Genomic DNA, 13050 nt, shown 5'->3' on the forward strand with positions numbered 1-13050 from the left:
TAGGGCATTGGCGGCCTGCTCGGCAGGGGCGCAGCGTGGTTGCCTCGATTCGGGCGCCTGAAGTGCGAAGCATTGACGGAATTTTGCGCCATCAAGGGAAAGGCATTGCCTGGTCTCAAGGCCTTGAATCGCGACTAAGGTGGATTGCACCTTTGTAGTGATAGACCATCGGCTAATATTCCAGGAATACTTGTAACTTACTGAAATGCTTTGTTTAATAGTTTTCTTGGTGCAGTGCATTTATGCTTTTCGACTAAAGTTATCGTTCCAGGAAAGGCCATTTTGTCTAGTCTGCTTCTCGAGCCTTTGTGTCGTCTTTGCGGCGGCATTTGGCGATCAAACCACTTCTTGAGGGTAGCCTTATGCTAGACAAGAGCGCACAGGCCTACTGGAAACGAAACATACGAACCATCCTCGGCTGTCTGGCCGTATGGTTCATCGTCTCCTATGGCTTCGGCATTCTGCTGGTGGATGTACTCAACAATATCCAGTTCTTTGGCTTCAAGCTCGGCTTCTGGTTTGCACAGCAGGGATCCATCTACACCTTTATCGTGCTGATCATTTTCTATGCCTGGAAGATGAACAAGCTCGATGAAGAGTACGACGTCCACGAACAGTGACACCCGCAAAATAACGTCAATGAACGGGAATTGATTCCATGGATGTACAACTACTTACCTATATATTTGTAGGGGCGTCCTTCGCGCTCTACATCGGTATCGCGATCTGGTCGCGTGCCGGGTCTACCAAGGATTTCTACGTCGCCGGCGGCGGCGTCCACCCTGCCGCCAATGGCATGGCTACCGCGGCAGACTGGATGTCGGCGGCCTCTTTCATCTCCATGGCGGGCCTTATCGCCTATCTGGGTTACGACGCCTCGGTCTACCTGATGGGCTGGACCGGTGGCTACGTCATGCTGGCCATGCTGCTGGCGCCTTACCTGCGCAAGTTCGGCAAGTTTACGGTGCCGGACTTTATCGGTGACCGTTACTACTCGAATATCGCCCGTACCGTGGCGGTCATCTGCGTTATTTTCGTGTCCTTTACCTATGTCGCCGGTCAGATGCGCGGCGTCGGTATCGTCTTCGCCCGTTTCCTCGAAGTCGAGGTCAATCTGGGCGTGGTCATCGGCATGGTCATCGTGTTCTTCTACGCGGTGCTCGGTGGCATGAAGGGCATCACCTACACCCAGGTGGCTCAGTACTGCGTGCTGATCACCGCCTTCATCGTGCCGGCGGTGTTCCTGTCGATCATGATGACCGGCCACGTGCTGCCGCAGACCGGGCTCGGTGCCACCTTCGTCGATGCCGCCGGCAACGACAGCGGCCAGTACATTCTCGATCGTCTCGACGGTCTGCTGACGGATCTGGGCATCACGCCCTACACCGACGGCAGCCAGCCGATGATCAACGTGTTCTTTATCACCGCCGCCCTGATGTGCGGTACCGCGGGTCTGCCCCACGTCATCGTGCGCTTCTTCACCGTGCCGCGGGTGCGTGACGCCCGGGTCAGCGCCGGCTGGGCGCTGGTGTTCATCGCACTGCTCTACACCACCGCTCCGGCGGTCGGCGTGTTCGCCCGCACCAACATCATCGAGACGGTACACGAGACCAGCTACGAAGAGGCACCGGCCTGGTTCAAGAGCTGGGAAGGCGTGGGCCTGATCGGTTGGCTCGACAAGAACGACGACGGTCGGGTGCAGATGGGGCCGGGCGCGCCGTTCGAGGGCAAGCCGACCTTCGAAAGCGGCCCGCTGGAAGAGGAAACTCCCGGCGAGCACGGGCAGCGGGTGGTGACCAATACGCCTACCGACAGCCCCAACGAGGTCTATATCGATCGTGACATCATCGTGCTGGCCAACCCCGAGATCGGCGGCCTGCCGGCCTGGGTGATCGCCTTGATGGCCGCCGGTGGCGTGGCCGCGGCGCTGTCCACTGCAGCCGGTCTGTTGCTGGTGATCTCGGCGGCGGTGTCCCATGACCTGATCAAGAAGCAGATCAATCCGAACCTCAGCGAGAAGGGGGAGCTGCTGGCGGCGCGTAGTGCTGCTGCGGTGGCGGTGGTGGTGGCCGGCTACTTCGGCATCAACCCGCCGGGCTTCGTGGCCCAGGTGGTGGCCTTTGCCTTCGGTCTTGCTGCCTCGTCCTTCTTCCCGGCGATCCTGCTTGGCATCTTCGACAAGCGCATGAACCGCGAAGGGGCCATCGTCGGCATGGTGCTGGGTCTGAGCTTCACCTTCATCTACATCGTCTACACCAAGTTCATCAACACCGATCCTTCGATCTGGTGGTTCGGCATCTCGCCGGAGGGTATCGGTACCCTCGGCATGATCCTCCACTTCATCGTGGCCTTCGTGGTCTCGCGGGCAACCGCGGCACCGCCGGAGCACATCCAGGAACTGGTGGAGAACGTGCGTGTGCCGAGAGGCGCGGGGGAGGCCCACGCTCACTAGAGCGGGCCATCAGGCAGGGGCGTCGGCCCACCATCCGTCGCCCCCTGCCAGACGACAACACTCCCCGACCCCGGCCTCGCCGGGGTCGGTCATGGAGCAGACATGATCGACATCGACTTCACTCATCCACCGTTTTCATTGCTAGACGAGGCCGAGCGCGAGCGGGTCCTGGGCGGGCTGGATATCGCCTACTACGGGCGGGATGACGTGATCCTCGATGCAGGGCAGTCCGGCGAGTTCGTCTTTGTGATCCACAAGGGCGAAGTCGCCGAACTGGACCCGGCCGAGGGCCCCGCCGCGGGGCGCATCGGCCACTACACCGGGGGCGATCTGTTCGGTGCCATCAGCGTGATCAACGGCCAGAGCCGTTACCGCTTCGTCGCCGAAGAAGAAAGCCTGTGTTATCTGATGCCGCACACCTTGTTTCTGTCGCTGTGCGAGAACAACGCCGCCTTCTCGGACTACTTTCACCAGCGCCTGATCAGCAAGACGCGCTTGCTGGCCGAACGTCGCGCCGAGGGCGGGGTCACCCTGGCCGGATTCATGCTCGCCCGGGTGAACGAGTGCATGCGTGAACCGCTCAAGGTCGGCTCGACGACATGCATTCGCGACGCCGTGCTGACCCTCAAGGACAAGGGCGCCGACAGCCTGCTGGTCGAGACGCCCGATGGTCCTGGCATGCTGACCAAGACCGACCTGCTCGAGGCCCTGGTGCTGGAGGGGTGCGACGGTGATGCCGAGGTCGGTGGTATCGCTCATCTGTCGCTGGTGACGGTGGATGAAAGCCAGTACCTGTTCGAGGCACTGATCGAGATGACCCGCCACAAGGTGGCCAGGGTGGTGGTGCTTCAGGGCCAGCGGCTGATCGGTGTCGTGGAGCTGACCGATGTGCTCAGCTTCTTTTCCAGCCGCAGCTACGTGGTCAGCCTGCAGGTCGAGCAGGCGACGACCCTGGCCTCGCTCAGCGAAGCAAGTCAGCGTGCGCCGGAGCTGGTCGAGGCGCTGATGGCCCAAGGGGTACGCATGCGCTTCGCCATGGGCATGCTGTCGGCGCTCAATGGGCGCATCATCAGCAAGGCCTGGCACTTCTCGATGCCGTCCCCTCAGCGCGAGCGCGCCTGTCTGCTGGTGCTCGGCAGCGAAGGGCGCGGCGAGCAGATCCTGAAGACCGACCAGGACAATGCGCTGATCCTGGCCGATGACCAGCAGTGGGACGAGCTCAGCGCAGATACCGCGCGGTTCACCAGCGTGCTCGACGATCTGGGCTATCCTCGCTGCCCGGGCAACATCATGGTCTCCAACCCCCAGTGGGTCGGCACCCTTGCGCAATGGCGCGCGCGCATCCGTCGCTGGGTCAGCGAACCCGACGGAGAAAGCCTGATGCGTCTGGCGGTGCTTGCCGACGCCTCGGGGGTGGCCGGTGACTTTGCCCTGGTGGACCGACTCCACGACGTGCTGGTCGAAGAAACACGGGGCAATGAACTGTTGCTGACCCATCTGGCGAGGGGAGTGTTGCGGTTCTCGACGCCCTTGACCCTGTTTGGAACGCTGAAGAAGCCCGAGCACGGCGTCGACATCAAGAAGGGTGGCATCTTTCCCATCGTCCACGGTGTTCGCACCATGGCGCTGGAGTGCGGGCTGCGCGAGACCTCGACCCACGACCGGCTGGCGGCGCTGGCGTCACTCGGGCGCATCGAGCGAGTGGTGGCGGAGGATCTCGGCGAGGCGTTGTCGCTGTTCTGTGAGCTTCGGCTTCGGGCGCAGCTGGCCTACCGGCGCGACGATGCCCGGGCCACGGACGCCCCGGACAGGGTGGTGGTGCAGTCGCTCAATTCACTGGAGCGGGACTTGCTGCGCGAGGCGCTGCACCTGGTCAAGGAGTTCAAGGCCAGCCTGTCCCACCGCTATCACCTGGAGTATGCATGAGTGTCGAGGCAGCCCCCCAGGGCAAGCTGCCTTGGCGTCAATGGTTTCGCTTGGGAGAGTACCCGATGCTGAGAGCGATCAGGCGTGTGGCCGACAGGCGTCGGCAGGCCGATGGCGATTTCGCCTGGCTGTTCAATCCCTATACCGGCGATGAGCTGGTGTCCCTGGACTGCGAAACCACCGGTCTGGATACCCGTCATGCGGAGCTGGTGTCCATCGCTGCGGTGCGCATCCGTGACGATCGCGTCTTGACCAGCGAGTCGCTGGACCTGCGGCTCGCGCGTCCTGCCAGTCTGAGTGGTGACTCCATCTGCATCCATCGCCTGCGAGGGGTCGACCTGGAAGGCGGCCTCGAGGTACGCGAGGCCTTGACGACGCTGCTGGAATTTATCGGCAATCGCCCATTGGTCGGCTGGTGTATCGACTTCGACCTGGCCATGCTGGATCGCTACCTGAAGGCGGAGTTTGGCTTCTCGCTGCCCAACGCCACCATCGACGTGGCCCAGCAGTACCGCAAGCGGCTGCGCCGAAGTCACCCGGAAATCGAGGTGCAGCCGACCTTTGAACAATTGGCAGAGCGACTTGGAGTCCCGATCATGGGACGCCATACGGCCCTGGGCGACGCCGTCACCACGGCGCTGATGCATCTGCGCCTGGAGAGCGGGGCACTCACGGCGCCATCGCGCTGACCCGTTGCCGTCATCCGCGCTGACCCGTTGCCGTCATCCGCGCTGACCCGGTGCCGCCCGCACCGGCAACCATTCACCTGCAAGGAGATCCTGTCATGAGTCTGCACGCCATGTTGACCCTTCTCGAGCCCACGCTGCTGGCGCTGGGCCTGGTCTCGGTGCTGGTGGCCTACCTCCAGTACTATCGCCGTACCCGGGACCTGTGGGGCATGGTCAAGTTCTGGGAGAAGCGCCTGACCCTGACCGTGCGCGAGTTTGGCTGGCAACGTGCCGGCATCCTGCTGCTGTTGCTGGGCGTGGTGGTGCGCTATCTGCTGGCGCTGAACGTCGTCTAGGGCCTGGCTGACAGGCACTTGCGTTCTTCGACTTGCCAGGCCAGACCAGGCCACGACGCGCAAGGGCGCCACTACGGCGGTGTCGTCCTTGGCGGTTTCCGATGAGCTGCCGACGAAAAGCCCCACCCTTATTGTCCTCGCCGGGGTGAGTGGTCGCTGACCTCTTCGCCACTAAAGCGTCCGGATGGTAGACTGGCGCCTCTTTCATTTTCAGCCGTGATGTCCCGCTCCCATGTCGCCACAGTCCGCCTCCGCCACCCTGTTCGATCCCCGTACCCCCGAGGATGACCATCTCTCGATCGATGCCGGCGTCAGCCCGGCCGACCCTGCTGCGGATGGCGATCAGACGGAAGCCCAAGTTCAGGCCAAGGCACGGCGTGAGTTCAACAAGCTGCAGAAGCGCCTGCGCCGCCAGGCCGGTAACGCCATCATCGACTACGGCATGATCCAGGAAGGCGACAAGATCATGGTGTGTCTGTCTGGTGGCAAGGACAGCTACACCATGCTCGAGATCCTGCGCAGCCTTCAGCGCAACGCGCCGGTCAACTTCTCGCTGGTGGCGGTGAATCTGGATCAGAAGCAGCCGGGCTTTCCGGAGCATGTGCTGCCGAACTATCTGGACAGCATCGGCGTGGACTACCACATCCTCGAGCGCGACACCTATTCGGTGGTGAAGGAGAAGACGCCGGAGGGCAAGACCACCTGCGCGCTCTGCTCACGCCTGCGGCGCGGCTCTCTCTATGGCTTCGCCGAGGAGATCGGGGCGACCAAGATCGCCCTGGGCCACCACCGCGAGGACATTCTCGAGACGCTGTTTCTGAACATGTTCTTCGGTGGCAGCCTCAAGGCGATGCCGCCCAAGCTGCTCTCCGACGACGGCAAGAACATCGTCATCCGCCCGCTGGCGTACTGCCGCGAGGCCGATATCCAGGCCTACAGCGAGGCGATGGAGTTCCCGATCATCCCGTGCAACCTGTGTGGTTCCCAGCCCAACCTGCAGCGCCAGGTGGTCAAGGAGATGCTGGCCGAGTGGGAGGTCAAGCATCCCGGGCGCCTCGAGAGCATGTTCAAGGCGGTGACCAATGTGGCGCCGTCGCAGCTGGCGGATCGGCAACTGTTCGACTTCGAGGGGCTGGAGGCCGTACAGGCCGAACGCCAGGCCCGGCGCATCGACGTGGTGGATGCCGGCTGATCTCGCCAACAGCGAATGTGCATGACGCCATGACAGCAAAAGAGGCCGCATCTCCGGATGCGGCCTCTTTCTTGTCACACGCCATCTATTACGCTTTGCTTTCCAGATCCTGGGTACCGGGCGCTGCTGGCCAAGCCCGGCACACTGCCGCCAGGCCCGCTCAGGTAACTTCGGTGTCGGCCAGGGTCGACAACGCGGTCAGGTCGAGGATATTGACCTCACGTCCCGATACCGCCACCAGATCCTGCTGCTGGAAACGCCCGAGGATACGGCTGACCGTTTCCACCGCCAGCCCCAGGTGATTGCCGATGTCGGCGCGGGACATGGACAGGCGGAAGCTGAACGGTGAATAGCCGCGGCGGCGGAAGCGGTCAGACAGGCCGAGGAAGAAGCAGGCCAGGCGCTGATCGGCGGTCTTGCGTGACAGCAGCTGCATCATCCGGCGGTCCTCTCGCAGCTCCTTGCTCAGGGTGCGGAACAGCTGGGCACGCAGCTCCGGTAGGGTCTGGGTCAGCGCATCGAGGCGGTCGAAGGGAATCTCGCACACCGTGGTGGTCTCCAGCGCCACCACGCTGCCGGGATAGCGGCCGTCGTCGATGCCATCCAGGCCAACCAGTTCACTGGGCAGGAAGAAGTTGGTCAACTGAGCTTCGCCGCTGCCTTCGGTGGTGATCTGCTTGAGACTCCCCGATCGGACCGCGAAGACGCTGGTGAAGCGATCTCCCTGCTCGACCAATCGTGTACCTTTCTTGATCGGCGGGTGACGACGGATGATGGAATCGAAGCGCTCGAGGTCGGCGGTCTCCAGCGACAGCGGAAGGCACAAGGAACTCAGGCTGCAGGACTCACAGCGAGTCTCATGCAGCATGGGACGCCGCCGATCTTGGGCCGTAGGACTCATTCGCAGCTCCTGTGGATCTGGGATCGATATTGACTGGGCCATGGGGAGAACAGACGTCGCCCGTACAGCACGTTGATGGCACTATTCTACACCCTCAGATCAGCTAAAAGTGGCGTCTACCTCTTTAGGATTAATAACTTAGAGGTAGGATGCGTCATTGATGCAGCCCAGTCCAAAGTTGCCAGACGGCAAAGGCGATGATCATGCCAGCGGCGACAAGGCGTGTTGCCCGATGCGCCAGCAGGGCCTGCATTTGTCTGGCGGCGAGGCCCGTCACCACCAGCGCCGGAAGCGTGCCAAGACCGAAGCTCGCCATCAGCAGTGCGCCCTCGAGGGGCTCGGCCCGTGCCAGGCTCCAGGCCAGCATCGAGTACACCAAGCCACAGGGCAGCCAGCCCCAGATGGCGCCCAGCGCCACCGCCTGGGGCAGACGCACCACCGGCAACAGGCGTCTGCCTGCGGGTTCCAGGTACCTCCAGAGGTGACGTCCCTGTGCCTCGACGTGACGCAGGCCTTTCCATAGATCGGCAATGTAAAGCGCCATCAGGATCAACATCAGGCTGGCGACGATCTGCATCAGGCCACGCAGGGTCGGCGAAAGGCCGATCACCGAACCCAGGGTGGCAACCAGAGCGCCCGCCACACAGTAGCTGGTGATACGACCTACATTGTAGCCGAGCACAAGTGTGCTCACCCGCCAAGGTTGACGCATGCTGGGGGGGATGGCAAAGGTCAGAGCGCTCATGATGCCGCCGCACATGCCAATACAGTGTGCACCACCGAGCAGGCCAAACACGAAGGCCGCCATCATGGGAGGCAGTTCCAGGCCGGTAGGGTTCACTCAGGCCCTCTGGACGATGGATCACGATCGGATGTCTGCGCAGGCGTTTCGGAAGAGGAAGCGCCGTCATCGGCACCGCGAGTGTCGTCCTCATCCTCGAACAGGATGCGATAGGCGGGGCCTTCGAGGTCCTCGAACTGGTCGTTGCGCACCGCCCAGAAGAAGGCCCAGACCGCCAGGCCCAGCAGGATCAACGACAAGGGTATCAACAGGTAAAGGATGCTCATGGGCCGGGGCTTGCGGTGACGGGTGAAGGCGTCGCGGTCCGCCTGGTGCGTCCACGTCGCAGACGCAGGGCATTGCCGATGACCAGCAACGAGCTGAGTGACATGCCGATGGCGGCAAGCCATGGGGGCACGAAGCCCAGCGCCGCTGCGGGCAGCGCCACGACATTGTAGAGCACCGACCAGGACAGATTCTGGCGAATGATGCGACGGGTCTGACCGGCCACCTCGATGGCTTCGACGATACCCGTGAGCGGTTCGCCCAGCAATACCAGATCGGCGCGGGTGCGGGTGAGGTCGCTGGCCCCGGCCATGGCGATGGCAAGGTCGGCGCCGGCCAGTACCGGCACGTCATTGATGCCATCACCGACCATGGCCACCTTTTCACCCTGTGCCTGTCGCGCCTTCAAGTGCCCGAGCTTGTCCTCGGGGGTGGCCTCGCCACGCCACTGATCGACGCCCAGCGTGCGGGCAAGCTGGCCGACGTTGACTGCGCGGTCGCCCGACAGGATCTCGATGGCAAGCCCCCGATGGGCGAGGGCGGCGAGGGTCTCGGCGGCGTCGTCACGGGGCTGATCGTCGAGCTTGAACCAGGCCTGGGGCTTGCCTTCGCTGGCCAGCAGCAACCAAAGCCCTGCGCCAGGGAGCTCAGGAACGGGTCGGCCCAGGCAGGCAAAATGCGGCTGGCCCAGTCGCCAGCGCCGGCCGTCGATCACGCCTTCCACGCCCTGCCCCGGGTGATTGCGCAGTTCGCTGGCCTGGCAGCTGGCGTCGCGCCAGGCAGCGAAGGCGCGGGCGATGGGGTGCTCCGAGCCGGTCTCCAGTGCCGCCGCCAGTGCCAGATGCCGGCGCTTGGCGGCAGCGTCCATCTCGCCATTGTTGGCGCTTCCTTCGTCGTCGCTCAGCGGCCGGTGTTCGGCGAGTTGCATACGCCCCCGGGTCAGGGTGCCGGTCTTGTCGAAGACGACGCGATCGAGGCCGGCCAGGGTCTCCAGCGCATCGGCTCGGGTCACCAGTACCCCGGCACGTCTCAGCCGGCCGTGGGCCACGGTCAGGGCGGTGGGGGTCGCCAGCGCCAGGGCGCAGGGGCAGGTCACCACCAGTACCGACAGGGTGATCCACAGGCTGCGGCTAGGGTCGATCAGGCTCCAGACCAGCGCCACCAGGGCGGTGATGACCAGCAGGTTCAACACGAAGCGATGGGCCACCTGCTCGGCCAGGCGGGCGATACGTGGACGATGGGCGAAGGCACGGTCGGTGAGATCGAGAATGCCGGCGGCGCGGGTATCGTCGCCGACGCGGGTGACCATCACTTCGATCGGGCTGTCCATGCACAGGGTACCTGCGTGCACGGTATCTCCCTGGCGACGCAGGCAGGGCAGCGATTCGCCGGTCAGCAGCGACTCGTCGATCTGGGCCAGGCCCGAGGTAAGGGTGCCATCTGCAGGAATCTGGGCGCCGGGGCTGACCCGAACCCGGTCACCAGGCGCCAGCTGACTGGCAGGGATGACGCGTTCATCGCCCTGCTCGTCGAGGCGCACCGCGGCACTCGGCAGCGCGCTGGCCAGGGCATTGCCGCTGCGGCCGTAGTGGGTACGGGCGCGAGACTCCAGGTAGCGTCCGAACAGCAGGAAGAAGGTGAACATGCTGACCGAGTCGAAGTAGCGGTCCCCGGAGTCGCTCACGACCGACCAGGTGCTGGCGACGAAGGCACCACCGATGGCCAGCGCCACCGGCACATCCATGCCCAGCACGCGGGTTCGCAGATCGCGCAGGGCGCCGACGAAGAAGGGTTGGGCCGAGTACAGTACCACCGGAGTGGTCAGCGCCAGCGATAGCCAGGCAAACAGACGCTCGAACTCGGTGCTGAGATCACCGCCGTCGACGTAGTGCGGGATGGAAAACATCAGCACCTGCATCATGCCGACGGCCGCCACGATCAGGCGCCTTATCATCTGGCGCGACTGTTGCTTGAGCCGCTGCTGAGCCTGGTCCGGCTCGTAGGGCTGGGAGGGATAGCCGATGGCAGCCATCTCGGCCAGCAGGCGCGACAGCGACAGGCGTTCGGGATCCCAGCGCACCTGAAGGCGATGCTGGGAAAGATTGACAGCGCAGCTCTCCAGGCCGTCGAGGGCATTCAGGCGGTGTTCGATCAGCCAGGCGCAGGCGGCGCAGGTGATGCCATCCACCGCCAGGGTCGCTACCTTGGTGTCGCCATCCTGACGCACGAAACGATCCTGCAGGCCCGGATCGTCGAATACCTGATAGCGGGCCTCGTCGGCGGGTGTCGGCGATGGGCGCTCCGGCAGGGCGGTGCGAAAGCGATAGTAGCTGTCCAGGCCGCCGCCGACGATGGCCTGGGCCACCGCCTCGCAGCCCGGGCAGCACAGCGGATGGCGCTGGCCATCCAGGGTGATCGACCAGGGTGCTGTGGCCTCCACCGGGGCGCCACAGTGGTAGCACGAGGCCGCCATCAGAGTCCCGGTGTCAGGCGCACGGAGGTCTCCCGCGGGAACTCTGCCTCGCCGGTCAGGCGCCATTCAGGCTGTCCTGACGCGCCTTCTGCGTGGGGCTGCAGCTGAAGGTACCAGCGATAGCGCAGATTGCGGTCGAGGGTGCCGACATAGTGGCCTGCACGGGTGTGGGTCAGCACCAGTGCCCGGTCGCGGGCGCCATCGGTGGGGAACTTCAGCGCCAGATCCAGCCGCTCTGGGCGTTCGTCGCCATCGAGTGTTACCACCACGTCGCCGGTGGTGGCGTCGATGCGCAGCTCGGCCGCCAGCCCCAGCGCCTCGGCACGTTGCTGCTTTTCGAGCTGGACGTTGATGGCCAGACCTTCCTTGTAGTAATCGTCCGGCACCGAACCGTCGAAGTAGCGGATCGAGAAGGCCAGGTAGACCATGCTGAAGGTGACCGACGACAGCAGCAGGGCGATCAGGAACCAGGGCCAGAACTGCTTGTACCAGGGCGGCACCTGGGGATCGGACAGGGACATCAGGGGGTAACTCCTATAAAGCGGCTTTCACGTTCGATGGCCACGGACGGATCGTCCTCGGCGAGGACGCGAACGCTGATATCGGCACTGCGTTGTTCCATCTGATCAGGATTCACGCTCAAGGTCATCACCAGTTGGCGGGACTGGTTGGCGGGAACCTCGATGGCGGTGGTGTCGCTCTCGAGACCCTCGATGCCGGCTACCTCGATCACGTAGCGATGAGGGCGGTTGTCGAGGTTACGCACGGTCATGGCGTAGGAGTTGGCGATGCGTCCATCGGTCAGTGTCTGGTAGAGCCGAGCGCGATCGCGCTCCACATCCACATCCAGCGGTGTGCGGTCGGCGATGGTCCAGACGAACAAGCCGATCATCACCACCAGGGCGACCAGATAGCCGATCAGTCGAGGCCTCAACAGGTGGGTCTTGTTGCCGTCGAGGGCGTGCTCGGTGGTGTAACGCACCAGACCACGGGGGTAGCCCATCTTGTCCATTACGCTGTCGCAGGCGTCGATGCAGGCGGCGCAGGTGATGCACTGGTACTGCAGACCGTCGCGGATATCGATGCCGGTCGGGCAGACCTGAACACAGAGGTCGCAGTCGATGCAGTGGCCAAGGCCCTGCTCTGCCGGGTCGGCGTTGCGCTTGCGCGGGCCGCGAGGCTCCCCGCGGTGGTAGTCGTAGGACACGATCAGGGTGTCGCGATCGAACATCACCGACTGGAAGCGGGCGTAGGGGCACATGTACAGGCAGACCTGCTCGCGCAGCCAGCCGGCGTTCAGGTAGGTGAAGACGATAAAGAAGCCGACCCAGAAATAGGACCAGCCGCTGGCCGAGAGGGTGGCAAGATCCAGCACCAGGCCACCGATCGGGGTGAAGTAGCCGACGAAGGTGATGCCGGTGGCCGCCGAGATGATCAGCCAGATGGCGTGCTTGGCGCTCTTGCGCCAGGCCTTGTCGGCGTCCCAGGAGCGCTTGTCGAGCTTGATGCGACGATTGCGCGGCCCCTCGATGCGGTGCTCGACCCAGATGAACAGGAAGGTCCAGACGCTCTGGGGACAGGTGTAACCGCACCAGACACGGCCGGCAAAGACGGTGATGAAGAACAGGCCGAAGGCGCAGATGATCAGAAGCCAGGACAGCAGCACGAATTCCTGGGGGTAGAAGGTGGCGGCGAAGATATGAAATTCGCGCCCCGGCAGATCAAACCAGACCGCCGGTCGATCACCCCAGGGAATCCAGGGCAGCAGCAGAAAACCGAGCATCAGCGCCCAGTTGGCGACCCGACGGACACGCTGGAACACGCCTTTGATCTCGCGTACGTAGATATGCCGGCGGCTCTCGTACATGCTCTGGCTGTCGGGGGAATGGTGCGACACCGCAGGGTCGGTGACGTCGTGGGCAGGGATCTTGTCGCTCATGGCAGACTCACATCGCGTCGATGGGGCCGAAGCCCCAGTCTAGCGATTGACGGGTAGGTGGGTGGCGAGTGCGGCCA

At 63.8% G+C, this 13050-nt stretch carries 12 protein-coding genes; 6 read left to right on the forward strand and 6 right to left on the reverse strand.

From position 1 onward, the window contains the following. Positions 1-362: 362 nt before the first annotated feature. From RBB39_RS10630 to ttcA, 6 genes are all read left to right on the forward strand, one after another. Positions 363-620 (forward strand): DUF4212 domain-containing protein, encoded by a 258-nt coding sequence (locus tag RBB39_RS10630; protein ID WP_045992160.1) that lies wholly within the window; start codon positions 363-365, stop codon positions 618-620. A gap of 38 nt (positions 621-658) precedes the next feature. After that, the gene (locus RBB39_RS10635) at positions 659-2452 is read left to right on the forward strand and encodes a sodium:solute symporter family protein (RefSeq protein ID WP_045992159.1); all 1794 of its coding nucleotides are present in this window, start codon (positions 659-661) and stop codon (positions 2450-2452) included. A gap of 102 nt (positions 2453-2554) precedes the next feature. Beyond that, positions 2555-4378 carry a DUF294 nucleotidyltransferase-like domain-containing protein gene (locus tag RBB39_RS10640; protein WP_045992158.1) on the forward strand — a complete coding sequence of 608 codons (1824 nt, stop codon included), beginning with the start codon at positions 2555-2557 and terminating at the stop codon, positions 4376-4378. Continuing rightward, entirely contained in the window at positions 4375-5067 is a 693-nt protein-coding gene (locus RBB39_RS10645; protein WP_308812406.1) for a 3'-5' exonuclease, read from the forward strand. Before RBB39_RS10640 ends, RBB39_RS10645 begins: the two co-directional genes overlap by 4 nt. A 95-nt stretch (positions 5068-5162) precedes the next feature. After that, complete coding sequence (locus RBB39_RS10650; RefSeq protein ID WP_239452527.1) at positions 5163-5402, forward strand: hypothetical protein; 240 nt, start codon at positions 5163-5165, stop codon at positions 5400-5402. A 232-nt stretch (positions 5403-5634) separates the two neighbouring features. Further along, positions 5635-6594: a tRNA 2-thiocytidine(32) synthetase TtcA gene (ttcA, locus tag RBB39_RS10655; RefSeq protein WP_083970319.1), complete on the forward strand. Its 960-nt coding sequence runs from the start codon at positions 5635-5637 to the stop codon at positions 6592-6594. Positions 6595-6754: 160 nt separating this feature from the next. Here the strand turns inward: ttcA and fnr are convergent, their stop codons facing one another. From fnr to ccoG, 6 genes are all read right to left on the reverse strand, one after another. Further along, a complete protein-coding gene (gene fnr / locus RBB39_RS10660; RefSeq protein ID WP_045992157.1) occupies positions 6755-7495 on the reverse strand; it encodes a fumarate/nitrate reduction transcriptional regulator Fnr in 741 nt (246 codons plus the stop codon). A gap of 154 nt (positions 7496-7649) precedes the next feature. Then, positions 7650-8336, reverse strand: coding sequence for a sulfite exporter TauE/SafE family protein (locus RBB39_RS10665; RefSeq protein ID WP_045992156.1), 687 nt, complete (start codon positions 8334-8336; stop codon positions 7650-7652). Continuing rightward, positions 8333-8563: a cbb3-type cytochrome oxidase assembly protein CcoS gene (gene ccoS, locus RBB39_RS10670; protein ID WP_045992155.1), complete on the reverse strand. Its 231-nt coding sequence runs from the start codon at positions 8561-8563 to the stop codon at positions 8333-8335. Before ccoS ends, RBB39_RS10665 begins: the two co-directional genes overlap by 4 nt. Then, the gene (locus RBB39_RS10675) at positions 8560-11034 is read right to left on the reverse strand and encodes a heavy metal translocating P-type ATPase (protein WP_045992154.1); all 2475 of its coding nucleotides are present in this window, start codon (positions 11032-11034) and stop codon (positions 8560-8562) included. Before RBB39_RS10675 ends, ccoS begins: the two co-directional genes overlap by 4 nt. After that, positions 11034-11555, reverse strand: a complete 522-nt coding sequence (locus tag RBB39_RS10680; protein ID WP_045992153.1) for a FixH family protein — start codon at positions 11553-11555, stop codon at positions 11034-11036. The genes RBB39_RS10675 and RBB39_RS10680 overlap by 1 nt, the downstream gene beginning before the upstream one ends. Further along, positions 11555-12973, reverse strand: a complete 1419-nt coding sequence (gene ccoG, locus RBB39_RS10685) for a cytochrome c oxidase accessory protein CcoG (RefSeq protein WP_239452526.1) — start codon at positions 12971-12973, stop codon at positions 11555-11557. The genes RBB39_RS10680 and ccoG overlap by 1 nt, the downstream gene beginning before the upstream one ends. Positions 12974-13050 lie beyond the last annotated feature (77 nt).

The organism is Halomonas sp. MMSF_3323, from assembly GCF_030733595.1.
Taxonomy (GTDB): Bacteria; Pseudomonadota; Gammaproteobacteria; order Pseudomonadales; family Halomonadaceae; genus Halomonas; species Halomonas litopenaei.